Here is a 26,568-nt window from a genome sequence, read left to right as displayed (position 1 = left end):
GCTCGGCAGCCGGCAAGGAGCGGTCAGACTAACGCAGGCACATGACGCCCGGATATACGAAAAATCCGAGCGTCGTGCATGATTCAGAAACGTCGTAAATCGAGCGTCATCGGCAGCTCGTCGGAGGTTGTAAGGTTCGGTATAGGAAGTTTCCCCGGCGTATGTCCGATGCGGAAGAAACGCGCCATGCGCCGGCTCTCCGCTTCGTTGGCGTTGACCGGCAGTGTCTCGTAATTGCGTCCGCCCGGATGGGCGACGTGGTACTGGCAGCCACCCAGCGAGCGTTGCATCCAGGTGTCGAGCAGATCGAACACCAATGGCGCATGCACCGGGATCATCGGTTGCAGGCAGTTGGCCGGTTGCCACGCGCGGAAACGCACACCGGCAACAAACTCGCCGACCCGTCCCGTCGGTTGCAGCGGCACCGGGATGCCGTTGCAGGTCAGCAGGTAACGCTGCGCAGGCAGCCCCGTAAGCTTGACCTGCAAACGCTCCAGCGATGAGTCAACGTAGCGCACCGTACCGCCCGCCGCGCCCTCCTCGCCCAGCACGTGCCAGGGTTCGAGAGCCTGGCGCAGTTCCAGTTCGATACCATTGACGGCGTAGTCGCCGACCTTGGGAAAGCGGAACTCCAGATGCGCCGCAAACCATTCCGCGCGCAAGGGATAACCGGCATTGCTGAGTTCGACGATGACGTCAGCGAAGTCCTGCTCGATGAAGTGCGGCAGCAGGAAACGGTCATGCAATTCGGTGCCCCAGCGTGCCAGTTTCGGCGGTGCATAAGGCTCGCGCCAGAACCGCGCCACCAGCGCCCGCAGCAACAGTTGCTGGGCCAGGCTCATGCGCGCATGGGGCGGCATTTCGAACGCACGCAACTCCAGCAGACCGAGGCGCCCGGTGGCGCCGTCCGGTGAATACAGTTTGTCGATACAGAACTCGGCGCGATGGGTGTTGCCGGTGACGTCGATCAGCAAATTGCGCAACAGCCGATCCACCAGCCATGGGGCGCACTCTTCTCCCGGCGCCGGCATCTGCGCGAAAGCGATTTCCAGCTCATACAACGCATCGTTGCGCGCTTCATCGACTCGCGGCGCCTGAGAGGTCGGGCCGATGAACAGGCCGGAAAACAGGTAGGACAGCGAGGGATGGTTGTGCCAGTAACTGATCAGACTGCGCAGCAGATCCGGGCGGCGCAGGAACGGTGAATCACCCGGTGTCGCGCCGCCGAGGACGAAATGGTTGCCGCCGCCCGTGCCGGTGTGTCGCCCGTCGATCATGAATTTCTCGGTGGACAACCGGGTCTGGCGCGCCTCCTCGTACAGGAACTCCGTGCGTTCAACCAACTCGTCCCACGTCGCGGACGGCTGGACGTTGACCTCGATCACACCAGGGTCCGGGGTGATGCGGAAGTTGCTCAAGCGCGGATCACTCGGCGGTTCGTAGCCTTCCAGCAGCACCGGACAATGCAGTTCCTCGGCGGTGGCTTCAATGGCGGCCACCAGCTCCAGATAATCCTCGACCCGCTCCAGCGGCGGCATGAACAGGTACAAGCGGCCTTCCCGTGCCTCGGCGCAGAACGCGGTGCGGGTCAGCCAGTCGGCGGACTCGTCGATCTTCGGTACACGCTCGTCCGCCGGAGCTGGCTCGCCGTGTTCGTTGAGCTGCGATGTTTCGGGCAACTCGGAGAAATCCTGATTCGGGTCGTTCGGATGAATGAACGGATACTCCGCCGCCTTCACCCAGGGCTGCGAACCCAACGGCAGGCGGTAGCCCAGCGGTGAATCCCCCGGCACCAGCCGGCAATGCTCATCACGCAGATACCAGCGCCCGCTCTGCCATTGATCGCCCTTGGCAGTGCGCGCCAGCGGCAGCACCTGGCCGATGACCTTGTCCAGCCCCTGACTGAACACCTTGCGCAGTCGCGCACGTTCCAGCGGTTCCTCTAGGCGCGAGTCTTCGGCGCTGACGTTGCTCGGCAAGGCGCCTTCGCGCCAGAGGTAGTAGAAATTGTCTTCGTAGGCCGGGAACACAAAGCGTGTCGGCAGTTTCAGGCGTTCGGCGACACTCGCCAGAAAGCGCCCTGCCAATGCGCCATCCGCGCCGTAATCCTGCTGCTCATCAGCGATCAGCGCGTTGTTGTGCCAGATCGGCACACCGTCGCGACGCCAGTAGCAATTCAGCGACCAGCGCGGCAGTTGCTCGCCCGGATACCACTTGCCCTGACCGAAATGCACCAAGCCCTTCGGCGCATAGTGCTTGCGCATGCGCTGGAACAGTTCCGCGGAGAGCCGGCGCTTGTCAGGGCCCAGCGCGGCGGTGTTCCATTCGGCGCCGTCCGGGTCGTCGATGGACACGAAGGTCGGTTCGCCGCCCATGGTCAGGCGCACGTCGCCTTCAAACAGGTCGGCGTCGATCTGCCGGCCCAGCGCCTGGATCGCCAGCCATTGCTCATCGGTGTAGGGCTTGGTGACCCGCGGCGCTTCCCAGATCCGCTCCACCGACATTTCGTGGCTGAACTCGCACTCGCAAGGTTCCACCAGACCACTGATCGGCGCCGCCGAGGAGGGATCGGGACTGCAGGCCAACGGAATATGCCCTTCACCGGCGAACAACCCCGACGTTGCATCAAGGCCGATCCAGCCGGCGCCGGGCAAATACACCTCGCACCAGGCGTGCAGGTCGGTGAAGTCCACTTCGGTGCCGGAAGGGCCGTCGAGGCTTTTCACGTCGGCAGTCAGTTGAATCAGGTAACCGGAGACGAAACGCGCCGCCAGCCCGAGATTGCGCAGCAGTTGCACCAGCAGCCACGCCGAATCGCGGCAGGAGCCGGAGGCATGCTCGAGGGTGTGTTCCGGGGTCTGTACGCCCGGCTCCATGCGGATCAGGTAATTGATGTCTTCGCTCAGACGCTGGTTGAGCGCCACCAGGAAGTCCACGGCCGGCAGCGGCGTACGGTCGATGGCGTCCAGATAGGCCTTGAATTTCGGCGTCAGCGGCAGGGTTTCGAGGTACGGCGCCAGCTCCTTGCGCTCATCGGCGGCGTAGGCGAAGGGGATTTTCTCGGCGTAGGGCTCGAGGAAAAAGTCGAACGGGTTGAACACCGCCATCTCGGCCAGCAGATCGACCTCGATTTGCAACTCGGCGGTTTTCTCGGGGAACACCAGCCGTGCAAGGTAGTTGCCTTGAGGATCCTGCTGCCAGTTGATGAAGTGCTGCTCGGGCGAGACTTTCAGTGAATAAGACAGAATCCGCGTGCGGCTGTGAGCAGCCGGGCGCAGACGCACGATCTGCGGGCCGAGTTCGACAGCGCGGTCGTAGCGGTAATGCGTGACGTGATGCAATGCGACATGAATCGACACGGCGTGCCTCCTGCGAGCCCAAGCGTATTCGAAAGCGCGCAAGACTTATGCCATGCAGAGGCTTGGGCGCTTTCCCGGAATGCTTAGGGCAGTACAGCACCAAAATCGGGCGATGCGGTGAAATGGTTTGGCGAAGTTGCGCCTAAATGTGGCGGGCAGATGTTTACGCGGTGTTGGAACTTGCGCCATCGCTGGCAAGCCAGCTCCCACAACTAGCTTCAGTGGCCACAGTTTTGGGAACGGCAGATAAACCTGTGGGAGCTGGCTTGCCAGCGATGAGGCCCGTGGCGCTAACACATGCATTGAACCCTGAAATGCAAAACGCCAACCCGAAGGTTGGCGTTTTGTTCAGCTCAAGTGCGTTTTAGCGCGGTACGACCGGCTTGCGTGCCGGTTTCGGCCCTTTGCCCTTCGCGGCTTCCTTGCGCTCCTTGGCGGCCTGCTGGTTACGGGCGAACGCCGCGGCCTTGGCCTGTTCACGCTTGTCCCAAGGATTGCCGCCGTCGCTGGCGCGCGGTGGCAGACCGGTGTGCTGGGTGAGGATCTTGGTGGTCTTCTCTTTCGCGACCTTGTGGCTGCCGGCCGGGGTCGAGTTCTTGCGACGGGCACTCTGGTAGCTGTCGGTAGCCGGCTGATGCAGCGGGATCAACTGGTTCTTGCCCGGCCCGATCAGGTCGGCGCGGCCCATGCGGGTCAGCGCTTCACGCAGCATCGGCCAGCCTTTCGGGTCGTGATAGCGCAGGAAAGCCTTGTGCAGACGACGCTGCTCCTCGCTCTTGACGATGGTCACGCCGTCGCTCTTGTAGGTGACCTTGCGCAGCGGGTTCTTGCCCGAGTGGTACATCGCGGTGGCGGTGGCCATCGGCGACGGGTAGAACGCCTGCACCTGGTCGGCCCGGAAGCCGTTGCCCTTGAGCCACAGGGCCAGGTTCATCATGTCTTCGTCGGTGGTGCCCGGGTGCGCGGCGATGAAGTACGGAATCAGGTACTGCTCTTTCCCGGCTTCCTTGGTGTACTTCTCGAACATGCGCTTGAAGCGATCGTAGGTGCCGATCCCCGGCTTCATCATCTGGTTGAGCGGACCTTCCTCGGTGTGTTCCGGGGCGATCTTCAGGTAACCACCAACGTGGTGAGTCACCAGCTCCTTGACGTACTCCGGCGACTCGACCGCGAGGTCGTAACGCAGGCCGGAGGCAATCAGGATCTTCTTCACACCCGGCAAGGCGCGGGCGCTGCGGTACAGCTGAATCAGCGACGAGTGGTCGGTGTTCAGATTCGGGCAGATGCCCGGGAACACGCAGGACGGCTTGCGGCACGCGGATTCGATTTCCGGGCTCTTGCAGGCGATGCGGTACATGTTCGCGGTCGGGCCGCCGAGGTCGGAAATGACGCCGGTGAAACCCGGCACCTTGTCGCGGATCTCTTCGATTTCGCGAATGATCGACTCTTCGGAACGGTTCTGGATGATCCGGCCTTCGTGCTCGGTGATCGAGCAGAAGGTGCAGCCGCCGAAGCAGCCACGCATGATGTTCACCGAGAAACGGATCATGTCGTAGGCCGGGATCTTTTCCTTGCCGTACGCAGGGTGCGGGATACGTGCGTAGGGCATGCCGAACACGTAGTCCATTTCTTCGGTGGTCATCGGAATCGGCGGCGGGTTGAACCAGACGTCGATTTCGCCATGCTTCTGCACCAGCGCTCGGGCGTTGCCCGGGTTGGTTTCCAGGTGCAGCACGCGGTTGGCGTGGGCATACAGGACCGGGTCGTTACGCACCTTTTCCATCGACGGCAGGCGGATCACGGTCTTGTCGCGGGTCATTTTCGGGCTGGCCAGGATCTGTACGACCTTGGCTTCTTCCGGATCGTCAACCGGGCCCTTCTCCTGCTCGATCGCGCAAGCCTGAGTGTCCTGGGTGTTCACATACGGGTTGATGATCTTGTCGATCTTGCCCGGACGGTCGATGCGCGTGGAGTCGACTTCGTACCAGCCCGCCGGCGTATCACGACGGATGAACGCGGTGCCGCGCACATCGGTGATGTCTTCGATCTTGTGACCGTAGGACAGACGCTGGGCGACTTCGACAATCGCTCGCTCGGCGTTGCCGTACAGCAGGATGTCGGCGCTGGCGTCGATCAGGATCGAGTTGCGCACGCGATCCTGCCAGTAGTCGTAGTGGGCGATGCGGCGCAGCGAGGCTTCGATGCCGCCGAGCACGATCGGCACGTGCTTGTAGGCTTCCTTGCAGCGCTGGCTGTAAACCAGGCTCGCGCGATCCGGACGTTTGCCGGCCATGCCACCGGGGGTGTAGGCGTCGTCGGAACGGATTTTCTTGTCTGCGGTGTAGCGGTTGATCATCGAGTCCATGTTGCCGGCCGCGACACCGAAAAACAGGTTCGGCTCGCCGAGCTTCATGAAGTCGTCTTTGGACTGCCAGTTCGGCTGCGCGATGATCCCGACGCGGAAGCCTTGCGACTCCAGCAGCCGGCCGATGATCGCCATGCCGAACGACGGGTGATCGACGTAGGCATCTCCCGTAACAATGATGATGTCGCAGGAATCCCAGCCAAGCTGATCCATCTCCTCCCTGCTCATGGGCAGGAACGGTGCTGGCCCGAAACATTCGGCCCAATATTTTGGATAGTCAAATAACGGCTTGGCTGCTTGCATGTCGATAACCGGTGTTGGCTTTCATTGAATTTCGCGGGCGCGGAATATAGCACAAATTTTGACCAATTCCGACGACCGTGGTCGGATTCTCCAATTGCCGCTTATCTGTCCCTTTTTCGCTCCAGACGATAAGCGCCGCACCGGTTCACCACACAAAACCGGCAATAACGCCAGACACCACTCAAGCATTCAAGGATGAATACTTATGCCCGTAAAACCGCCTTCAAGGGGGATCACCAACGCCGAAGTGCATACGCCCTCGCACTCGATCAACGACCACCGACCCCGAACTGGCGTTACGCCTCGGCCGCCCTCCCACGACACGCCTTCTGTTCCACACCAAGGACCCGGCAGGCTGCCGGCCGCCGGCGACCTTGATGCAATAACGCCGGCCCCGCCGCTGACCATTACTGAAATCCCGGACTCCGCCCCACCTGACAACCCGTTTGCGTCGCCACTGGCGGACTACCGCATCACCCTCGGCGGTGTATTGCCGCCAGCCGATGCCCAAGGACTCATGCATTTGAAAGGACGGCTGTTCGTCCATACCGAGGATGGCCACGTCCTGCACGTGGGTCGGGACTCCGCAAGCGGACTGTACCGCGCCAAACTGCCCGGCGAACGGGAACCCTCAGGACCTTTTCTATTGCAGGACCCTGCCAGCCTGCGCTGGTTTTCGCTCGATGACGCTGACTCAATGCATTTCCCGTTGCCACGGCAGCGCCTGCAAAGCTTCCGCACCCCACTGGATTTCTCCGCTGCAACGCCGGACCACGACGGGCTGCACGGTTTTGAAGGCAAGCTGTACGCCGTCGTTGAGGGCCACGCCTACCAGATCATGCGCGACGTAGATGCCTCATCTCCCGCGCAGAGCGTCTGGCGCATCGTCAACTCGAAGGACCCGGTTGCCCACGACAGCGCGAACATTTATCGGGGAAGCCGAGCGGGTGAGTCCCTGGCCATCACTCGAAACGCTGATAACCGATGGGTTCCTCATTTCTTCGGGCTGCAAGGCGGCATGCGCCGCACAGCAACGTCCCAGGACAAAGTGGCTTATCTGTTGCAACAGTACGAGCCCGTCAAGCAAGCCTTCGGTGCGCTGGAAACGTCCCAGATGCGCTTCCATCAACTCTGGAACGCTGCAAAACATCTGCCGGAGGGCAGTCAGGCAGAAAGAGCGGCGCTGATCGGACTTGAAGTGCACATCATCAGACACACCAGGATGCAGGCCGATTACGTCAAATCACTCATCGACAACAAGGACTGGCTGATTCTGCTGAAGGCCGGCGGTGTCTATAAGTCCGAACTGCATACTCAACAACTGAACCGGGTCGACTTTTTCAACAAACTGATCGCCGTCATGGACAGGCGGGTGTACACCACCCTACAAACGATGACGGTCGAGGCATTGACGAGCAATCTTGCCCACCTGAACAAGAAGCTCAGGATCCTTGAAGAACGACAAGCCGTGATGGATCAGATCCAGAAATCGACCCGCAGTGCCGCGTCCGAAATCGAGGAGCTCAATCGAGGCGTACCGAGTTTTGATCAGGTCAACTACAGCAAATACAACATCTGCCTGCGCCTGCTCTCCGACGACCCGCAGCAACCACCGGCCTTCGGTATCCGCAGCTACATGGCCATCCACTTTTTCGTGGAGGAGCTGCACAACGTGGCCAGCCATACTCAACCAGTTGCCCTGCGACTCGCGCTCGATGAGATCAGGCTTGAAAAAGGCCGTTTCGAGGAACTATCTATAGCGCCAGACGCTGAAAACGCGCCTCACCTCCAAGAGGTCTTGTCTTTGCTTGGCACATTCGAATCAAGGCTCGACACTCGGCTGAACGACATTCACAGCAGAATCGAGAACAACACCGATTGGCCCGCGCTCGATCAGGACATCGATCTGGATTTCGTGCCACAGCAACCTGTCCCCGCGGCGGCCCCCACTGCACCACGAAAAATTTTCCGGACCCGACAGCACGGCACCTACCGAGTCCTTGTGGGGCTCAAGGAAGTCGATGCGGACGGTAGCGTCACCGTTCAAGTACCGGATCCGTTCAAACCGAACGAACCTCCTCAACGCTACGAGAAAAGACAGGGCGAATGGCGCCCCATACGCTCCGCATCGCCTGCGGAATCGAAAGCACAACTGCTCGGCCAGGCAAACCGCCTGCTGGCCAAAGTCGACGGACTGCTCACCGAAGGCCAGGCAATGGAAAACCGCAAGGCAAATCCAACCAGTATCCGGGAATCACTTGACGAAGGTGCCGACGAGCTTCATGGGTTGGCCACGCGTCTGGAGAGCAGCCAAGGGACTATCGATGATGCACAGGTCGCAATCATCAAACGGCTGAAAGCGGCAGGCGATTCGCTCAGCGAGGCGGGGCGCAACACCATGTTGCGCATGTACAAGGACAAGGACGTGCTGGATGTCCTGCGACTTTACTACCTGCTCGATCATTCAGAGCTCAGCGTCTTCAAGACAGTCGATCGCAAACAGCTCGGCAAGGGCAGGGACAAATCATTTCTCGATGTCTATTCGATCAATGACCGCTCCGGCAATACACCGTTGTGGGAAGCCCACTTCCACTACGACCGCCAGGATCGGCAGCCGCTTGACTTCACCGTCAAGGGCGCCCACCTGAAAACCCTTGCCCAGGCCAGGCTGGGCAGCCAGCATCAGCAACGCCAGGAGCAGGCAGGGCTTGCACACCAGGCGATATGGCGAGAGCTCATCAGTCCGAAAGTGGCGCAGAAGCTCTTTGCCTTCGCATAACGAGTCGCTCGCCATAAGCCGGACGCAGCAACTGCGGCGTCCGGCAATCGGAAACCAGCCCGGGGCCGTCAGCCCTTACTCGTCGTCGTCGAAGTTGTAGCTGCCCGGGGCAAGGTTTTCGAAGCGGGTGTACTTGCCGATGAAGGCCAGGCGAATGAAGCCGATCGGGCCGTTCCGCTGCTTGCCGATGATGATTTCGGCGATGCCCTTGTGCTCGGTTTCCGGGTGATACACCTCGTCCCGGTACACGAACATGATCACGTCGGCGTCCTGCTCGATCGCTCCGGATTCCCGCAAGTCGGAGTTCACAGGGCGCTTGTTGGGACGCTGTTCCAGGGAGCGGTTGAGCTGCGACAGGGCGACCACCGGGCAGTTGAACTCCTTGGCCAGGGCTTTCAGGGATCGGGAGATCTCGGAAATCTCGTTGGTCCGGTTATCACCGCTGGAGCCGGGGATCTGCATCAGCTGCAGGTAGTCGATCATGATCAGGCCGATGTCACCGTGCTCACGAACCAGACGGCGGGTCCGGGCACGCATCTCCGACGGGCTGATACCCGCGGTGTCATCGATGAACAGCTTGCGGTCGTTGAGCAGGTTGACCGCCGAGGTCAGGCGCGGCCAGTCATCGTCTTCCAGCTGACCGGAACGCACCTTGGTCTGGTCGATGCGACCGAGGGACGACAGCATACGCATGATCAACGATTCGCCTGGCATCTCTAGGGAGTACACCAGCACTACCTTGTCGCTGCGCAACACGGCGTTTTCCACCAGGTTCATCGCGAAAGTCGTCTTACCCATCGACGGACGACCGGCGACGATGATCAGGTCGGACGGTTGCAAGCCGCTGGTCTTCTCGTCGAGGTCGGTGTAGCCGGTGGACAGGCCGGTGATCGCGTCGGCGGTGTTGAACAGGGTATCGATACGGTCGATGGCCTTGGTCAACAGGTCGTTCACACCCACCGGGCCGCCGGTTTTTGGCCGAGCCTCGGCAATTGCGAAAATCTGCCGCTCGGCTTCGTCGAGGATTTCCTCGGCGGTGCGACCTTCGGGGTTGAAGGCGCTGTCGGCAATTTCGGTGCTGATACCGATCAACTGACGCAACGTCGCACGCTGGCGGACGATCTGCGCATAGGCCTTGATGTTGGCGACGGACGGCGTGTTTTTCGCCAGCTCGCCAAGATAGCCGAGGCCGCCGACCTGCGAGGTCTGACCTTCCTTGTCCAGTTGCTCGGCAAGGGTCACGACGTCGATCGGCATGTTCTGATCGGCCAGTTTGGCGATCGCACGGAAAATCAGACGGTGGTCATGTCGGTAGAAATCGCCGTCGGAGACTTGATCGAGCACGCGTTCCCAGGCGTTGTTGTCCAGCATCAGACCACCGAGCACGGCCTGTTCGGCCTCGATGGAATGCGGCGGCACTTTCAGCGCGGCGGTTTGCAGATCGTATTGCTCGGGAGCGGAGATTTCGTTCATGGCCACTTTTTAATCAGGAAAAGCAGGGAGTGCAGAAAGACAAAGGGCACGACCTGTAAACAGGATCGTGCCCGATGTTAACCGTCTGACGGACAAGCCGCCAGTCGATCAGGGTGTTGCTTAAGCTGCTACCACGACAACGCGTACGGTGGCTTCAACTTCGGCGTGCAGGTGCACAGCCACGTCGAATTCACCCACGTTGCGGATGGTGCCGTTCGGCAGACGAACTTCGCTTTTCGCAACTTCAACGCCGGAGGCGGTCAGTGCGTCAGCGATGTCGTGAGTACCGATCGAACCGAACAGCTTGCCTTCGTCGCCAGCGGTGGCAGTGATGGTCACTTCCAGCTCGGCCAGTTGGGCAGCACGGCTTTCAGCCGATGCTTTACGGTCTGCGGCGGCTTTTTCCAGCTCAGCGCGACGCTCTTCGAACGCAGCCAGGTTGGCAGCGGTCGCAGCGGTGGCTTTGCCGAAAGGCAGCAGGTAGTTACGGCCGTAACCGGCCTTAACGTTTACTTTGTCGCCCAGGTTGCCCAGGTTGGCGATTTTTTCCAGAAGGATCAGTTGCATGTGGAAATCCTCTTAACTTTTAACCTTCACCGTTCGCGTTATCGGTGTCTTTCGACACCCGACCGCGAAAATCAATCAGGCTGTCGACAATGGCCAGAACCACGAGCAACGGATAGATCAGCTGCATGAACAGCAACAGCGTCACGTACAACCCCACCAGCCAGAAACCGGCCAGTCGCCTTTGCGCCACCAGCCCGTGAATCAGGGCCAGCCCGGCGAACACCAGCGGTACACTGCACAACGGCGTCAACATGGCCATCTGTGCACCGAGATTCGGGCCCAGAAGCATCAACGCCAGCAGTAACATCGCCAGCCCCAGCGGGATCCGGATGGCGCGAAACTCGCGACCAAAACCACCCGGGTTGTACAACAACGCCTGCCAATAGCGCCCGACAATCAGGCTCAGCACGCTGACGATCTGCAACAGGGCCGCAATCAGGCCGGTCAGGACCGGTGCAATCAGCGACGCGAAACGCGCCTGCTCGTCTACCGACAAATGTTGGTAGGCATCACCGAGAAGCGCGGGCATGACCTTTATCAAGGCCTGCGCGAGCATCTCGATCTGGGGCGCAAACGCCACCCCGAGCACCACTGAAAACACCAGCCCCATGGCTACGCTGACCAGCAGCGTACGAACCCAGGACTCGCTTGCGCGCAACACCAGCGCAAGCCCCGAAGACCCCAGCAGCACCAGAAGTGCCCGTGGGTCATCGGCATACAGCCACCAGATCAATGCCGGCAGCAGTCCCAGCGACACGACGCCCAGGGCGTCGGTCAGTCCGCGCCGCAGAAGCACCAGGCTCCCGGCGGCGGCACCCAACCAATACAACAACGGCAATGTTGCACATCCGGCCACTACAAGAGTGGCCTGCATGCGGCCGCGCATGATGAACTCAGCTAAGGCACGCATGCATTCAATCCTTTGCTACTTGTCGACTGCCCGGTCTCAGCGGCCGTGGCTGTCGGTGTAGGCCAGCAGGGCCAGGAAGCGGGCGCGCTTGATAGCGGTGGCCAGCTGACGCTGATAACGAGCTTTGGTACCGGTGATGCGGCTTGGAACGATTTTGCCGGTCTCGGATACGTAGGCTTTCAGAGTGTTGAGATCTTTGTAGTCGATCTCCTTCACGTCTTCAGCGGTGAAGCGGCAGAATTTACGACGACGGAAGAAACGTGCCATTTGATAGGCTCCTTAAAAGGTCCGTGGATTACTCGTCAGCGTTATCGCTGTTGTCGCTGTCGCTATCGCTGTCATCGCCATCGGCGCTGCCATCGTGCTCAGGACGTTCGCGACGCTCACGGCGCTCACTGCGGTTTTCTTCAGCCTTGAGCATCTCGGACTGGCCGGTAACGGCTTCGTCGCGACGGATGACCAGGTTACGGATCACAGCATCGTTGTAGCGGAAGTTGTCTTCCAGCTCGGCCAGGGCCTTGCCGGTGCACTCAACGTTCAGCATCACGTAGTGAGCCTTGTGAACATTGTTGATTGCGTAGGCCAGTTGACGACGGCCCCAGTCTTCCAGACGGTGGATTTTGCCGCCGTCTTCTTCGATCAGCTTGGTGTAACGCTCAACCATGCCGCCGACTTGCTCGCTCTGGTCAGGGTGGACCAGAAAGATGATTTCGTAATGACGCATGAATGCTCCTTACGGGTTGTAGCCTGCCGCTCAAAAACGGTCAGACAAGGAGTGAATGACACTTATGGACTTGCTGGCGCGGGGCACATGCATGCCTGCCGCCACAGCAAGGGGCGCAATTGTAGAGAAGGGATAGAAGAGGCGCAAGGCAATTGGTGATTATTTGAACAGTCACCGAAATTTTGCCCCGCCATAAGACGCTGTGGGAGCGAGCTTGCTCGCGAAGGGGATACATCAGGCAACATTTTTTGTCGACTGACACTCCGTTTTCGCGAGCAAGCTCGCTCCCACATTTAAATCGGTGTGAGACTTAAGCCTTTTTGGCAGCCGCCTTGGCCTTGGCACCGCGCTGGCGCTGGGCCTCGAACAGGCACACGCCAGTCGCCACCGAAACGTTGAGGCTGCTGACGCTACCGGCCATCGGCAGGTGCACCAGGTAGTCGCAATGTTCACGGGTCAGGCGACGCATGCCTTTGCCTTCGGCGCCCATGATCAGGATGGTCGGGCCGGTCAGGTCCTGGTCATAAATGCTGACCTCGGCCTCACCCGCCGTGCCGACTACCCACAGACCACGCTGCTGAAGCTTTTCCAGGGTGCGTGCGAGGTTGGTCACGGCCACCAGCGGAATCACTTCCGCGGCGCCGCAAGCCACTTTACGCACCACAGGGGTCAGGGTGGCGGACTTGTCCTTCGGCACAATGACCGCCAGCGCACCGGCAGCATCTGCCGAGCGCAGGCAGGCGCCGAGGTTGTGCGGATCGGTCACACCGTCGAGCACCAGCAACAGCGGCGCGCCTTCAGTGCGATCGAGCAGTTCGTCGAGCATCGCTTCGCCCCAGACCTGGCTTGGACTGACGTCCGCCACCACACCCTGGTGCACGCCTTCGACCCAGGCGTCCATTTCACGACGCTCGGCCTGACCGACCTGAACGCGGTTTTCGTTGGCCAGCTCGATCAGTGTCTGCACGCGCGGATCGTTGCGGCTTTCAGCCAGCCAGATCTGCTTGACGCGTTTAGGGTGGTGACGCAGCAACGCTTCTACCGCGTGAACGCCGTAGATTTTTTCCAACTGACTCATGACTTCGCCTTCGGTTTACGTGCCCCGCCGCTTTTGGCTGGAGCGGAACCCGCTTTTGGCGGGCCCTTGCGGTGTTTGCTCGGTTTGGCTGGCTTGCCGCCGGAGGCCTTTTCAGGCGCCGACCGTCCGGTCTTTCCCCCGGACGCCGCTTTACCACCGTTTTTGGCGTCGGCCAGCAAGGCCTTCTTCATTTCACGGCTTTTGCGCAGCTCGGCGTTTTTGGCCACGGCATCGCTCGGGCGATAAGCCTCAGCAACCTTTTCCTTGGCCGGACGACGGCTGGCGGTTTTTGCCGGAGCCTTTTCTTCCACAGCCTTGGCCGCTGGAGCGGTCGCCTCGGCGCCACGCTTCTTGCGGCCGATCGGCGCGCTGATGGTTTTTTCAGCCATCTCGAAGTCGATTTTGCGCTCGTCGAGATCAACGCGCATGACCCGCACTTCAACGGTATCGCCAAGACGGAAGCTGCGACCGGTGCGCTCGCCCGCCAGTCGGTGATGCACAGGGTCGAAGTGGTAGTAATCGCCCGGCAGCGCCGTAACGTGCACCAGACCTTCGACGTAGATATCGGTCAGCTCCACGAACAGGCCGAAACCGGTCACGGCAGTAATCACGCCCGGGAACGACTCGCCCACGCGGTCTTTCATGAACTCGCACTTGAGCCAGTTCACCACATCGCGGGTCGCTTCGTCGGCACGGCGCTCGCTCATCGAGCACTGCTCGCCGAGTTGCTCCAGCGCGGCCTCGTCGTACGGATAAATGCGTGCCTTCGGAATGGTCATCGCACCGGCACGACGAACGTGCGGGGTGTCCTGTTTCGAATGGATCACGCTGCGGATCGCCCGGTGCGTGAGCAGGTCCGGGTAACGACGGATCGGCGAGGTGAAGTGGGTATAGGCTTCGTAATTCAGGCCGAAGTGGCCTTCGTTCTGGGCGCTGTACACCGCCTGGCTCAGGGAGCGCAGCATCACGGTCTGGATCAGATGGAAATCCGGACGGTCCTTGATGCTGGCCAACAGGGCCTGATAGTCCTTCGGCGACGGACCATCCTTGCCTTTGTGCAGGGACAGACCGAGCTCACCAAGGAACGCGCGAAGTTTTTCCAGACGCTCCGGTGGCGGGCCGTCATGGACGCGGTACAGCGCAGGGATTTCGTGCTTCTTCAGGAATTCGGCGGTGGCCACGTTGGCCGCCAGCATGCATTCCTCGATCAGCTTGTGCGCGTCGTTGCGAGTGGTCGGACGGATTTCGGCAATCTTGCGCTCGGAACCAAAGATGATCCGGGTTTCCTGAGTTTCGAAATCGATCGCGCCACGCACGTGACGGGCGGCCAGCAATACCTTGTACAGCGCGTAGAGCTGCTTGAGGTGCGGCAAGACGTCGGTGTACTCACCGCGCAGCTTGCGACCTTCGGTCGCTTTTGGCGTTTCCAGCATCGCACTGACCTTGTTGTAGGTCAGGCGGGCGTGAGAATGGATCACCGCTTCATAGAAACAGTAGTCGGTCATTTCGCCGGACTTGGAGATGGTCATCTCGCAAACCATGGCCAGACGGTCGACGTGCGGGTTCAGCGAGCACAGGCCGTTGGAGAGCTGCTCCGGCAGCATCGGCACCACGCGCTCGGGGAAGTACACCGAGTTACCGCGCACCTGGGCTTCGTTGTCCAGGGCCGAGCCGATCTTCACGTAGCTGGAAACGTCGGCAATCGCCACGTACAACTTCCAGCCGCCGGAGAACAGGCGCAGTTTGCCTGGCTTGGATTCGCAGTAGACCGCGTCGTCGAAGTCGCGGGCATCTTCGCCGTCGATGGTGACGAACGGCAGATGGCGCAGGTCGACGCGTTTCTCTTTGTCTTTCTCTTCGACTTCCGGCTTGAGCTTGCCGGCTTCTTTCAGAACGGCTTCAGGCCAGACGTGCGGAATATCGTAGGTGCGCAGAGCGACATCGATTTCCATGCCCGGCGCCATGTAGTTGCCGACCACTTCGATCACATCGCCTTGTGGCTGGAAGCGCGGAGTCGGCCAGTGGGTGATTTTCACCTCGACGAACTGACCGATCTGGGCGTTGGCGTTGCGGCCCGGGGTAACCAGCACTTCCTGCTGGATCTTCGGGTTGTCCGCAACAACGAAGCCGATACCACCTTCTTCGAAGTAACGACCGACGATGCTTTCGTGGGCACGGGACACCACTTCGACGATCACGCCTTCGCGGCGACCACGACGGTCCAGACCGGAAACACGGGCCAGGGCACGGTCGCCATCGAACACCAGACGCATCTGCGCCGGGCTCATGAACAGGTCGTCGGAACCGTCATCCGGCACCAGGAAGCCGAAACCGTCGCGGTGACCGCTGATGCGACCGAGAATCAGGTCGAGCTTGTCCACCGGCGCATAGGTGCCACGGCGGGTGTAGATCAGTTGAGCATCGCGCTCCATGGCGCGCAGGCGGCGGCGCAGGGCTTCGATCTGGTCTTCTGTGGTCAGACCAAATTCTTCGACCAGTTGCTCGCGGGCAGCAGGCGAACCCCGATCAGCAAGGTGCTGAAGGATCAGTTCGCGGCTGGGAATAGGGTTTTCATATTTTTCCGCTTCACGAGCGGCCTCGGGATCGAGGGACTGCCAATCGGCCATTAGAGAGTTTTCACCTTGTCTATATGCGGGTTAGTTTGGCATAGGCGCCATCAAACGGGAAATTTCCGACTATATAAGGCGCGTCTGGCGCCTTGTATCGACGCCTGAAGGGCGTTTTGAACACCGCTGGTAAAAAAAATCATTTTTTTTGCTGGCAGGGGTTTACAGTTAAAAAGGTGCTCCGTATAGTGCGCGCCATCGACGACGTACACACGTTGACGAGATGCCCAGGTGGTGAAATTGGTAGACACGCCAGCTTCAGGTGCTGGTGACCTTACGGTCGTGGAAGTTCGAGTCTTCTCCTGGGCACCAATTTCGAGCTTGAGACTAGATCAGTTTCAAGACTCACACAAAAACCCGCGAAAGCGGGTTTTTTGCATTCTGCGCCCCGCCTTTTTCTGAAATTGATTTATTAAAATCAAATCAGGGGTTTACAGATCAAAAGGCGCTCCGTATAGTGCGCCACATCAACAGCGGCAACGCTGAAGATGAAGCCCAGATGGTGAAATTGGTAGACACGCCAGCTTCAGGTGCTGGTGACCTTACGGTCGTGGAAGTTCGAGTCTTCTTCTGGGCACCAATTCAAATTCAAGGTCACGATCTTGAATCTCACAAAAACCCGCGAAAGCGGGTTTTTGCGTTTCCGGGGTTTGGAAAATCCTGGAACCCAACGCCTACCAGACCCTCCCCCTCCCCGCAAGGCGCACTTGAGAAACAATATCGTTTATCATTGTTGCAAGTTTTTGCAATGCGACAGTGAGGAACCCTGCGAATGATGTTTCGAAATACCCTGCGCCGCGGCTTGACCTTCACCCTGCTCGGCCTGGCACTCGCCACTCCCCTCACCCAGGCTGCCGACGCGGTTTCCCTGACACTCTACAACGGTCAACACAAGGAAGTCGGCGACGCGATCGCCAAAGCCTTCGAAGCCAAGACCGGCATTCACGTCAATGTGCGCAAGGGCAGCAGCAACCAACTGGCCAGCCAGATCATCGAGGAAGGCGACCGCTCCCCTGCCGATGTCATCTACACCGAAGAATCACCACCACTGAACAACCTCGGCGAGCAAGGCCTGCTGGCCAAGGCCGACGACGCAACCCTGGCCGTTCTGCCAAAAGAATACGTCGCCGGCAACGGCACCTGGATCGGCGTCACCGCCCGGGTTCGCGTAGTCGCATTCAACCCGAAACTGGTCGATGAAAAAGACCTGCCGAAATCAGTATTGGATTTCGCCGACCCGCAGTGGCAAGGCAAGGTCGGTTTCGTACCGACCAGCGGCGCGTTCCAGGAACAGGCCGTAGCCATCATCAAAAAGCACGGTCGCGAAGCCGCCGAAGAATGGCTGACCGGCCTGCGCGCCTTCGGCAAGACCTACAGCAACAACATGGTCGCCCTCAAGGCGGTGGAAAACGGCGAAGTCGCCACCGTACTGGTGAACAACTACTACTGGTTCGCCCTGCAACGGGAAAAAGGCAAGCTTGATTCCAAATTGCATTATTTCACCGGCGGTGACGTGGGCGGTTTGATCACCGTGTCCAGTGCAGCCGTGCTGAAATCCAGCAAACATCCAAAAGAAGCCCAGCAATTCCTCGCCTACATGGCCAGCGAAGAAGGCCAGCGCGTGATCACCCAGACCACCGCCGAATACCCGCTGCATAAAGGTATGGAGTCGGATCGCGGCCTCAAGCCTTTCAGTGAACTGGAAGCCCCGGACGTTACGCCGGCCGATCTGGGCAACGCCGAAGAAGCGCTGGAGCTGGAACGTGAAGTTGGCCTGAACTGATGACCGCATCGTTATCCACCCCCGCTGCACGCGGGGGTTACGTGCCACGGCGCAAGCGGCCGTCGATCTGGCTGGTGCTGCCGGTGTTGCTGCTGGTGGTCATGAGCCTGTTGCCGCTGGCCTACGTCGGGCTCAAAGCCTGGCAGGCGGGATGGACCGAAGCGCTGCACTTGCTGTGGCGCCCTTACGTGTTTGGCCTGCTGCGCAACACGCTGGCGCTGATGGTTGGCGTGACTGTGACCTGTGGCGTGATCGGCCTGTCGCTGGCCTGGTTGCTGGAACGCAGCAATCTGCCGGGCCGACGGCTGTGGGGCGTGATACTTTGCCTGCCGTTCGCTGTACCGGCATTCGTCAGCAGCTTTACCTGGGTTTCATTGAGCGCACAGTTCGAAGGGCTTGGCGGGGCAATCCTGGTAATGAGCCTGTCGAAATACCCGCTGATCTTTCTGCCGGTGGCGGCAACCCTGCGCAATCTCGATCCCTCTCTTGAAGAATCGGCTCGCACGCTGGGACAGAATCGCTGGGGCGTGTTTTTCCGCGTCACACTGCCCTTACTCTGGCCTTCACTGCTGGCCGGCTCGTTGCTGATCGCGCTGCACATGCTGGTGGAATTCGGCGCACTGTCGATCATTGGCCTGCAAACCTTCACCACCGCGATCTATCAGCAATTCGAACTGGAATTCAGCAATGCCAACGCGGCGATGCTGTCGGCGGTATTGCTGGCGCTGTGCTTGATGCTGTTGTGGCTGGAGTTGCGCGTTCGCGGCAAGGGCCGTCATGTGCGCACCGGCCAGGGCGCGGCGCGTCGGGCTGAACAAGTGCGACTCGGGCCTTGGGCGATCGCCGGTCAGCTGTATTGCCTGATGCTGGCGATTGTCGGCAGCGGGATTCCGCTGGGCATGCTGGCTTACTGGCTCGCCGTGGGATCGTCAGCGGCATTCCCCGTGGCGGCGATCACCGAAGCATTGCTGTCGTCGCTGGCGCTCTCGCTGGGTGGCGCGGGATTGTGTCTGGTGCTGGCAGTGCCGGTCGGGTTGCTGGTGGTGCGCTACAAAGGCCAACTGGCGATCTGGGCCGAACGCCTGCCCTATCTGCTGCACGCCCTGCCGGGATTGGTGATTGCGTTGACGCTGGTGTATTTCGCCCTGCATTACGTGCCGGTGCTGTACCAGACCTCCGCGCTATTGCTGATCGCTTACGCGCTGCTGTTTCTGCCACTGGCTCAGGCACCGATTCGCACGGCGCTGAACAAGGCCGCGCCGCAACTGGAAGAAGCCGCCCGTACACTGGGCGCATCTTCGTTTACGGCGTTCTGTCGAGTGACCCTGCCGATCATCTTCCCGGCACTGGGCGCGGCGTTTGCGCTGGTGTTTCTGGATGCCATGAAGGAACTGACGGCGACATTGCTGCTGAGCCCGACCGGGCTCAACACATTGGCGACCGAGGTCTGGGCGCACACCGCCAATGTCGAGTTCGCAGCGGCGGCGCCTTATGCGGCCTTGTTGATTGTGGTGTCGGGATTGCCCGTCTACCTGCTGACAACCCGGATGTATTTGAGCCGATAAAAAAATCGCAGCCGAGGCTGCGATTTTTTTTGCCCGGAGTATCAGGCCCGGAATTGCCCCAGACTGGCCTTGAGCTGCGCCGCCAGACCATCCAGCACCTTGCCGCTGGCCGTGGTTTCCACCACTGCCTGTGCAGCCTTCTCGGCCTGGGCATGAATCGTCTCGACGCGCCCACGCACGGCCTGCGCGCCCTGCGCCTGATGCGCCGCTGCCTGAGTCGCCAGACCAATCGCCGCATGCACCTGCTCGACCGACGCCTGCACCGACTGCTGCAACCGCGCGCTGTCACGCAGCACCAGCAAACCTTCGCTGGCCTGACGCCCGGCCTGACCGATCGCCTCCACCGCCTCACGGGCACCCTGCTGCAAGGCCACGATGTGCGCCTGAATGTCGCCGGTGGAGCTTTGGGTCTTGCTCGCCAGCGCGCGGACTTCGTCCGCCACCACTGCAAACCCGCGTCCGGTTTCACCGGCCCGGGCCGCTTCGATGGCCGCGTTGAGCGCCAGCAGGTTGGTCTGCTCGGCGATGCCGTGAATCACCGTCAGCACCACTTCGATCTGCTCGCTCTGCTGCGCCAGCCGCTCGATGACTTTCGCCCCCGTGTCGACCTGCCCCGCCAGCGCCTCGATCAGGCTGCCGACCTTCGCCGAGGTGCGAGTGTTCTCGTCGGTGGCCTGGCGAATATCCACAACCTGCTTCAGTGCGGCCTGCATCGCATGGCTTTCCGATTGTGCTTCGTCGGCCATTTGCGAAAGCGCCCGCAGACTCTCGGCCACTTCATCGCGCTGCATTCCGGCCGCCGCATCGGCACCGGCGTTGCGCAGAGTCATGGCGCCGATTTCCACACCGGTACGCTGAGCCACATCCCCGGCCTCGCGCACGATCGGCTGCAACTTATCCACAAAGCGGTTGACCGCCGAGGCCATGTCGCCGATTTCGTCCTTGCTGTTGATCTGCACGCGCTTGGTCAGATCACCCTCGCCTGCTGCCAGATCATCCATGGCGGCGTTGAGCATTTTCAGGCGATTGACCACTCGATGACCGAGCACCACGGCCAGCAGCAACAGCACGCCGGCACCGACCAGCGCCAGGCCCATGCCGATGCGCCAACGAAGGGTTGCTGCAGCGTCCTGCACGGTGCTGGTGGTGTTGGCCTTCATCTCGGCAGCCGTGGATTGCGCCGATTGCAGGCGCGCACGCATGGCGGTGGCACTGTCGGCAGCGGCGCCCTTGAGGCTGTCGCCAACCAGCTGATCGCTGCTGGCAATCAACGCCGTGAAGCGCTGATCGAGCGCCGCCAGATCGGTTTCAACCGAGGCGGTCGAGACACCCATCAACACCTTGCCGATTTCCACGCCATTGGGGTTGATCGAGGCCTCAACGTAGTAAACCGACGGATCGTTCTTCGCCGCATCCAGCACTTTATCCAGTGCCCGCTCACCCTGGCCCTTTTCCAAAAGGGCCTTGTTGATCGGGTTTTCGCGGTTGAGGTAGCGGGTCAGATGCTGGCCGGTGGCGTCGTCATACACCACGAACAGCACATTGGGATTGCGCTGGGCCCGGCGGGCGAATTCGGACAGGGTCGGCACGTCGCTGTCCCACATGGCACGGGGCGCCACCGAGGCCAGCAACTGGGCCATGTCATTGGCCGAATCCTTCAGGTCTTTTTCCAGGGTCGCACGCAGCTGCGCCTGCTCTTCCTTCAGGCGCGAAGAAAGACCGGCGGTGAGACGCTGACGGGTACTTGAGGACAGGTTGTCGAGACTCGAGGTGACTTCGCGACCGGCCTGCTCCAGTTCACCGGACAACTTCTGGCTGTCGGCGCCCAGGCGAGTACCGAGATCGGCTTCCAGCGCGGTGACAGTGCTCCGCGTCAGGGCGACGGCCACCAGCACCTGCACCAAAAGGGCGATACCAAGGGTAACGAACACGGGCCGTAACAGACGGCTTTGTAACAGTGAGAGAACGGCTGACACTTTGAATCCCTCTACTTCTGACGCCATTAATTTGATGGCACTCTTGTAGACAGAATCACAGCAAAGGTCATGCCGTCCAACAGGCATAAACGACAAAGGCCCCGATGAAGGGGCCTTTGTTTTTTACATCAACGACTTATCAAGCGAACGGATGACGCAGAACGATGGTTTCGTTGCGGTCCGGACCCGTCGAAATAATGTCGATCGGCGCGCCGATCAACTCTTCAACGCGTTTGATGTAGGCACGAGCGTTAGCCGGCAGCTCTTCCAGGGTTTTGGCACCCACGGTCGATTCGGTCCAGCCCGGCACTTCTTCGTACACAGGCTGCAGGCCTACGTAGCTGTCAGCGTCAGTCGGCGCAACGGCGTTGCCTTGTGCATCTTTGTAGCCGGTGCAGATGTTGATGGTTTCCAGGCCGTCGAGTACGTCCAGCTTGGTCAGGCAGATGCCCGAGATGCTGTTCACATCGATAGCGCGACGCAGGATAACGGCGTCGAACCAGCCGCAACGACGGGCACGGCCGGTGGTAGCACCGAACTCGTGACCTTGTTTGGCCAGGTGCGCACCGACTTCGTCGAACAGCTCGGTCGGGAAAGGACCCGAACCCACGCGAGTGGTGTAAGCCTTGGTGATGCCCAGGATGTAATCCAGGAACATCGGGCCAACGCCCGAACCAGTCGCCACGCCACCAGCGGTGGTGTTGGAGCTGGTCACGTACGGGTAGGTGCCGTGGTCGATGTCGAGCAACGAACCCTGGGCGCCTTCGAACATGATGTCTTTGCCGGCGCGACGCAGGTCGTGCAGCTCGGCAGTCACGTCCAGCATCAGCGGCTTGAGCAGCTCGGCGTATTCCTTGCACTCGGCCAGAGTCTTTTCGTACTCGATGGCAGGCTCTTTGTAGTACCCGACCAGCATGAAGTTGTGGTAGTCCACCAGTTCACGCAGCTTGTCTTCAAAGCGCGGCATGTTGAGCAGGTCGCCAACACGCAGGCCACGACGTGCAACCTTGTCTTCGTAAGCCGGGCCGATGCCGCGACCGGTCGTACCGATCTTCAGCTCGCCACGGGCCTTTTCACGGGCCTGGTCCAGCGCCACGTGGAAGGACAGGATCAGCGGGCAGGAAGGGCTGATACGCAGGCGCTCGCGCACCGGTACGCCTTTCTCTTCCAGCTTGGTGATCTCGCGCAGCAGGGCGTCAGGTGCAACCACCACGCCGTTGCCGATCAGGCACTGCACGCCTTCGCGCAGCACGCCCGACGGGATCAGGTGCAAGACGGTTTTTTCACCGTCGATCACCAGAGTGTGACCGGCGTTGTGGCCACCCTGGTAGCGCACTACGGCGGCAGCATGTTCGGTCAGCAGATCAACGATCTTGCCTTTGCCCTCATCACCCCATTGGGTGCCCAGGACTACGACATTCTTACCCATAACACTTGTCCTCATTCGCGCAAACTTGGTGCCGGCGTCAGCCGGCAGGAAAACTCAAGAAGCCAGTGGCGATACTTGCCAAAGCCCGTTCTGCTGGATCAATTGCCGGTCGCAGTCCGCATCACGGGCGGCGGCCAAAGGTTGTCCAGGCAACGCCTGAACGACACGCTGACCCTCACTGCGCAACTGGCAAACCTGCTGCCAGAGTGCCGCATCCGTACTGTCAGGCATCCAGATACCGCCAGACGGTAGCTCGATCTCAGCACGCCCCAGGGTCACCAGGGTTTTCAAATCGGTGGAGAAGCCGGTTGCCGGACGGGCGCGACCGAAGTCGGCGCCGATGTCGTCGTAGCGACCGCCCTGGGCGATGGACTGGCCAACACCCGGCACGAACACCGCGAACACCACACCGGTGTGGTAGTGATAACCGCGCAGCTCGCCCAGGTCGAAGTACAGCGGCAGTTCGGGGAAACGCACCGACAGACGCTCGGCGATCGCCAGCAAATCTTCCAGCGCCGCCAGTACCGGCGCCGGCGCATTGGCCAGACGCTCGCGGGCAGCGCTCAGCACTTCGCGGCCGCCGCACAGGTCGACCAGCGCGCGCAACATGCCGGACAGATCGGCAGGCAGGCCTTCGGTCAAGGTAATGACCTCGTCGATGGCCTTGCGTTGCAACGCGTCGAACAACTGCTGCTCGACTTCACCCGACAGACCGGCCGCCTGGGCCAGACCGCGGTAGATGCCGACATGCCCGAGGTCCATGTGCACGTCCGGCACGTCGGCCAGTTGCAACATGGCCAGCATCAGGCTGATGACTTCAACGTCGCTGCTCGGGCTCGCATCGCCGTACAACTCGGCGCCCAGCTGGATCGGGCTGCGCGAGGACGACAAGGCACGCGGCTGGGCATGCAGCACGCTGCCGGCGTAGCACAGACGGCTCGGGCCTTCGCGACGCAGGGTGTGCGCATCGATGCGCGCCACTTGCGGCGTGATGTCTGCACGGAAACCCATCTGCCGGCCCGATTGCGGGTCGATGACCTTGAAGGTACGCAGATCCAGGTCCTGGCCCGCGCCGGTCAGCAGGGATTCCAGGTACTCGATATGGGGAGTCACGACAAATTCGTAACCCCAGCTCTGGAACAGATCCAACACCTGACGACGCGCGACTTCAATGCGCGCCGCTTCCGGTGGCAGTACTTCTTCGATGCCATCTGGCAGCAGCCAGCGGTCTACCGTTGCCATTACGCCATTCCCCTTAGATCCGGGCGGCCAGCCCGAGGGCGAGCCTTGAGTGAAGCAGAAAATGACCGGCCCGTTCAAAACGCACGCGCATGAACGACGCGGCGAAAGGCCTGTTACCGGCTTCGCCCATCACTTTCCTCGAAAAACTGTCGGGCCATTCAACCCGATCTTCTGCAACAAAAACAGCAATCAAACGTGCAGACGCAAAAAAGCCGGGAATTTCCCGGCTGCCGCATCATACACACGTTTTCCCAAAGGATCACCCCGCCCGAGGTTTTAGCCGCCGGGCGGAATGATTCAGGTCAACGTCGTATCAAGGCTTGGACTTTTCCAGGTAACGGAAGAAGTCGCTGCTTGGGTCAAGGACCAGGACGTCGGATTTGTTCGCGAAGCTTTCACGGTAGGCACGAAGGCTACGGTAGAAACCGTAGAACTCCTGATCCTGACCGTAGGCCTTGGAGTAGATCGCAGCGGCCTGGGCGTCACCGTCACCGCGAATCTCCTCGGATTCACGATAGGCTTCAGCCAGCAGCACGCGTCGTTGACGATCGGCGTCGGCACGGATGCCTTCAGCCAGCTCGTTACCCTTGGCGCGGTGCTCGCGAGCTTCACGCTCACGCTCGGTGCTCATACGTTCGAACACGCTGCGGTTCACTTCTTTCGGCAGATCGATGGCCTTGACCCGGACATCGACCACTTCGATACCCAGCTCTTTTTCCGCCATCTTGTTCAGCGACGCGGTGATGTCAGCCATCAGCGCATCGCGCTCACCCGACACCACTTCGTGCAGGGTGCGCTTGCCGAACTGGTCACGCAGGCCCGATTCCAGACGACGGGACAGACGCTCGTCGGCAATCTGCTTGAGGCCGGAAGTCGCGGTGTAGAAGCGCTCGGCATCTTTCACGCGCCACTTGGCGTAGGCATCGACCATCACGGCTTTCTTTTCCAGCGTCAGGAAGCGTTGTGTCGGTGCATCCAGCGTCATCAGACGTGCGTCGAATTTACGCACCTGGTTAACGTAAGGCACTTTCACATGCAGACCTGGCTGAACGTCAGCCTGAACCACGCGACCGAATTGCAGCAGCACCGCACGCTCGGTCTGAGCGACGATGTAGAAGCAGTTCCAGCCAACCAGTACTACAACAACGCCAACGATCAGGGCGATCAGCGATTTATTGCTCATCAGCGGGTCTCCCTTGTACGCGACTGCGGCAGGTCAGTGACATGCGGCGTGACGTCCGTGTTGTTGCTGGCGGCAGCCGAACCGGTGACCGGCGCATTACTGCCCGAACTGTTCTGAATCATCTTGTCCAGCGGCAGGTAAAGCAGGTTGCTCTGGCCGTTCTTGTTGCCGGTCACGAGTACCTTGCTGGTGCTGCTGAAGACTTCCTGCATGGTGTCCAGGTACAGACGCTGGCGAGTGACCTCGGGCGCCTTGCGATACTCGGCGACCAGCTTGGTGAAGCGATCTGCCTCACCCTTGGCGCGCGAGACCGTTTCGTCACGGTAACCGTTGGCATCTTCAAGGATACGCTGGGCCTGACCACGGGCTTCCGGCACCACGCCGTTGGCGTAGGTTTCAGCCTGGTTGCGCGAACGCTGCTCGTCTTCACGGGCGCGGATCACGTCATCGAAGGCTTCCTGCACTTCACGCGGTGCCGCTGCGCTCTGTACGTTGACCTGGGTGACGGTGATACCGGTGCGATAGGTATCGAGGAAACGTTGCAGACGCTCCTTGATCTCGCTGGCCATCAGCTCACGACCTTCGGTCAGCACCTGGTCCATCGCGGTGGAACCCACCACATGGCGCAGCGCACTGTCGGTCGCATGTTGCAGGCTGATTTCCGGCTGGTCGACGTTCAGCACGAAGTCTTGCAGGTTGCTGATCTTGTACTGCACGGTCAGCGGCACTTCGACGATGTTCTCGTCTTCGGTCAGCATCTGGCCCTGCTTGGTGTAGGCACGCTCACGCGTGACGTTCTCCATGTACTTCTTGTCGATCGGCGGGAAGTAGATGTTCAGACCGGGACCGACAGTCTCGTAGTACTTGCCGAAGCGCAGCACCACGGCTTGCTCCTGCTCGTCCACGACGTACACCGCGCTGTACAGCCAGACGGCCGCCAGCACGACAAGGCCGATGCCGAGCAGGCCGCCGAAGCCGCCGCTCTTGCCCGAGCCACCACCGTCATCACCGCGTTTTTTTCCACCACCGAACAACCCGTTCAGGCTTTCCTGCAGCTTTCGGAAGGCCTCGTCGAGATCCGGCGGCCCCTTGCGGTCGCCGTTGTTGCGACGCTTGCCACCCCAAGGATCCTGATTGTTCGAGTTGCCACCCGGCTCATTCCAAGCCATAGCGCTCTCCATCTGATAAAGCAAAGACGCACCCAC

The 26,568-nt window shown here is 60.7% G+C and carries 17 protein-coding genes and 2 tRNA genes; 5 read left to right on the top strand and 14 right to left on the bottom strand.

The window, feature by feature from the left end:
• Positions 1 to 83 precede the first annotated feature (83 nt).
• The gene (locus tag IHQ43_RS02865) at positions 84 to 3,359 is read right to left on the bottom strand and encodes a transglutaminase family protein (RefSeq protein ID WP_192563301.1); all 3,276 of its coding nucleotides are present in this window, start codon (positions 3,357 to 3,359) and stop codon (positions 84 to 86) included.
• A gap of 364 nt (positions 3,360 to 3,723) precedes the next feature.
• Positions 3,724 to 6,027 carry a YgiQ family radical SAM protein gene (locus IHQ43_RS02860; RefSeq protein WP_192563300.1) on the bottom strand — a complete coding sequence of 768 codons (2,304 nt, stop codon included), beginning with the start codon at positions 6,025 to 6,027 and terminating at the stop codon, positions 3,724 to 3,726.
• 205 nt (positions 6,028 to 6,232) lie between these two features.
• On the opposite strand from IHQ43_RS02860, the gene IHQ43_RS02855 reads away from it, so the two are divergent.
• Complete coding sequence (locus tag IHQ43_RS02855; RefSeq protein WP_192563299.1) at positions 6,233 to 8,806, top strand: hypothetical protein; 2,574 nt, start codon at positions 6,233 to 6,235, stop codon at positions 8,804 to 8,806.
• Positions 8,807 to 8,881: 75 nt separating this feature from the next.
• On the opposite strand, the gene dnaB is transcribed toward IHQ43_RS02855, so the two are convergent.
• The 7 genes from dnaB to rnr form a co-directional block, all read right to left on the bottom strand.
• Positions 8,882 to 10,279, bottom strand: coding sequence for a replicative DNA helicase (gene dnaB, locus IHQ43_RS02850; protein WP_192563298.1), 1,398 nt, complete (start codon positions 10,277 to 10,279; stop codon positions 8,882 to 8,884).
• A gap of 120 nt (positions 10,280 to 10,399) precedes the next feature.
• Positions 10,400 to 10,846: a 50S ribosomal protein L9 gene (gene rplI / locus IHQ43_RS02845; RefSeq protein ID WP_003186385.1), complete on the bottom strand. Its 447-nt coding sequence runs from the start codon at positions 10,844 to 10,846 to the stop codon at positions 10,400 to 10,402.
• A 19-nt stretch (positions 10,847 to 10,865) separates the two neighbouring features.
• Positions 10,866 to 11,756 carry a YybS family protein gene (locus IHQ43_RS02840; protein WP_192563297.1) on the bottom strand — a complete coding sequence of 297 codons (891 nt, stop codon included), beginning with the start codon at positions 11,754 to 11,756 and terminating at the stop codon, positions 10,866 to 10,868.
• A 36-nt stretch (positions 11,757 to 11,792) separates the two neighbouring features.
• Positions 11,793 to 12,023 (bottom strand): 30S ribosomal protein S18, encoded by a 231-nt coding sequence (rpsR, locus tag IHQ43_RS02835; protein WP_002551829.1) that lies wholly within the window; start codon positions 12,021 to 12,023, stop codon positions 11,793 to 11,795.
• Positions 12,024 to 12,051: 28 nt separating this feature from the next.
• A complete protein-coding gene (gene rpsF, locus IHQ43_RS02830; protein WP_007950702.1) occupies positions 12,052 to 12,480 on the bottom strand; it encodes a 30S ribosomal protein S6 in 429 nt (142 codons plus the stop codon).
• Positions 12,481 to 12,790: 310 nt separating this feature from the next.
• Complete coding sequence (gene rlmB, locus IHQ43_RS02825; RefSeq protein WP_192563296.1) at positions 12,791 to 13,558, bottom strand: 23S rRNA (guanosine(2251)-2'-O)-methyltransferase RlmB; 768 nt, start codon at positions 13,556 to 13,558, stop codon at positions 12,791 to 12,793.
• Positions 13,555 to 16,185 (bottom strand): ribonuclease R, encoded by a 2,631-nt coding sequence (gene rnr, locus IHQ43_RS02820; protein WP_192563295.1) that lies wholly within the window; start codon positions 16,183 to 16,185, stop codon positions 13,555 to 13,557. The genes rlmB and rnr overlap by 4 nt, the downstream gene beginning before the upstream one ends.
• A 225-nt stretch (positions 16,186 to 16,410) precedes the next feature.
• Between rnr and IHQ43_RS02815 the strand changes: the two genes are divergently transcribed.
• The 4 genes from IHQ43_RS02815 to IHQ43_RS02800 all read left to right on the top strand — a co-directional run bounded on the left by IHQ43_RS02815 (position 16,411) and on the right by IHQ43_RS02800 (position 19,533).
• Positions 16,411 to 16,497 (top strand) — tRNA-Leu (locus tag IHQ43_RS02815).
• A 181-nt stretch (positions 16,498 to 16,678) separates the two neighbouring features.
• A tRNA-Leu gene (locus IHQ43_RS02810) sits at positions 16,679 to 16,765 on the top strand.
• 192 nt (positions 16,766 to 16,957) lie between these two features.
• A complete protein-coding gene (locus IHQ43_RS02805; protein WP_192563294.1) occupies positions 16,958 to 17,968 on the top strand; it encodes an extracellular solute-binding protein in 1,011 nt (336 codons plus the stop codon).
• Positions 17,968 to 19,533, top strand: a complete 1,566-nt coding sequence (locus IHQ43_RS02800; protein WP_192563293.1) for an ABC transporter permease — start codon at positions 17,968 to 17,970, stop codon at positions 19,531 to 19,533. Before IHQ43_RS02805 ends, IHQ43_RS02800 begins: the two co-directional genes overlap by 1 nt.
• A 41-nt stretch (positions 19,534 to 19,574) precedes the next feature.
• Here IHQ43_RS02800 and IHQ43_RS02795 read toward each other — a convergent pair whose 3' ends face one another.
• From IHQ43_RS02795 to hflK, 5 genes are all read right to left on the bottom strand, one after another.
• Positions 19,575 to 21,509 (bottom strand): methyl-accepting chemotaxis protein, encoded by a 1,935-nt coding sequence (locus tag IHQ43_RS02795; RefSeq protein WP_192563292.1) that lies wholly within the window; start codon positions 21,507 to 21,509, stop codon positions 19,575 to 19,577.
• A gap of 139 nt (positions 21,510 to 21,648) precedes the next feature.
• Entirely contained in the window at positions 21,649 to 22,938 is a 1,290-nt protein-coding gene (locus IHQ43_RS02790) for an adenylosuccinate synthase (RefSeq protein WP_007950715.1), read from the bottom strand.
• 54 nt (positions 22,939 to 22,992) lie between these two features.
• Positions 22,993 to 24,180 carry an ATP phosphoribosyltransferase regulatory subunit gene (locus IHQ43_RS02785; RefSeq protein ID WP_011332186.1) on the bottom strand — a complete coding sequence of 396 codons (1,188 nt, stop codon included), beginning with the start codon at positions 24,178 to 24,180 and terminating at the stop codon, positions 22,993 to 22,995.
• 313 nt (positions 24,181 to 24,493) lie between these two features.
• Positions 24,494 to 25,363, bottom strand: coding sequence for a protease modulator HflC (gene hflC, locus IHQ43_RS02780; RefSeq protein WP_007950723.1), 870 nt, complete (start codon positions 25,361 to 25,363; stop codon positions 24,494 to 24,496).
• Positions 25,363 to 26,532: an FtsH protease activity modulator HflK gene (gene hflK, locus IHQ43_RS02775; RefSeq protein ID WP_085685164.1), complete on the bottom strand. Its 1,170-nt coding sequence runs from the start codon at positions 26,530 to 26,532 to the stop codon at positions 25,363 to 25,365. The genes hflC and hflK overlap by 1 nt, the downstream gene beginning before the upstream one ends.
• Between the last annotated feature and the right edge of the window lie 36 nt (positions 26,533 to 26,568).

The organism is Pseudomonas gozinkensis, assembly GCF_014863585.1.
Taxonomy (GTDB): Bacteria; Pseudomonadota; Gammaproteobacteria; order Pseudomonadales; family Pseudomonadaceae; genus Aquipseudomonas; species Aquipseudomonas gozinkensis.
This window is presented reverse-complemented; position numbering and strand designations above follow the sequence as displayed.

Coding starts and splice junctions, on each gene's coding strand:
- rplI (WP_003186385.1), bottom strand. CDS start 10,846: ATGCAACTGATCCTTCTGGAAAAAATCGCCAACCTGGGCAACCTGGGC.
- rnr (WP_192563295.1), bottom strand. CDS start 16,185: ATGGCCGATTGGCAGTCCCTCGATCCCGAGGCCGCTCGTGAAGCGGAA.
- IHQ43_RS02785 (WP_011332186.1), bottom strand. CDS start 24,180: ATGGCAACGGTAGACCGCTGGCTGCTGCCAGATGGCATCGAAGAAGTA.
- hflK (WP_085685164.1), bottom strand. CDS start 26,532: ATGGCTTGGAATGAGCCGGGTGGCAACTCGAACAATCAGGATCCTTGG.
- rpsR (WP_002551829.1), bottom strand. CDS start 12,023: ATGGCACGTTTCTTCCGTCGTCGTAAATTCTGCCGCTTCACCGCTGAA.
- IHQ43_RS02790 (WP_007950715.1), bottom strand. CDS start 22,938: ATGGGTAAGAATGTCGTAGTCCTGGGCACCCAATGGGGTGATGAGGGC.
- rlmB (WP_192563296.1), bottom strand. CDS start 13,558: ATGAGTCAGTTGGAAAAAATCTACGGCGTTCACGCGGTAGAAGCGTTG.
- hflC (WP_007950723.1), bottom strand. CDS start 25,363: ATGAGCAATAAATCGCTGATCGCCCTGATCGTTGGCGTTGTTGTAGTA.
- IHQ43_RS02805 (WP_192563294.1), top strand. CDS start 16,958: ATGATGTTTCGAAATACCCTGCGCCGCGGCTTGACCTTCACCCTGCTC.
- IHQ43_RS02800 (WP_192563293.1), top strand. CDS start 17,968: ATGACCGCATCGTTATCCACCCCCGCTGCACGCGGGGGTTACGTGCCA.
- dnaB (WP_192563298.1), bottom strand. CDS start 10,279: ATGAACGAAATCTCCGCTCCCGAGCAATACGATCTGCAAACCGCCGCG.
- rpsF (WP_007950702.1), bottom strand. CDS start 12,480: ATGCGTCATTACGAAATCATCTTTCTGGTCCACCCTGACCAGAGCGAG.
- IHQ43_RS02860 (WP_192563300.1), bottom strand. CDS start 6,027: ATGCAAGCAGCCAAGCCGTTATTTGACTATCCAAAATATTGGGCCGAA.
- IHQ43_RS02840 (WP_192563297.1), bottom strand. CDS start 11,756: ATGCGTGCCTTAGCTGAGTTCATCATGCGCGGCCGCATGCAGGCCACT.
- IHQ43_RS02855 (WP_192563299.1), top strand. CDS start 6,233: ATGCCCGTAAAACCGCCTTCAAGGGGGATCACCAACGCCGAAGTGCAT.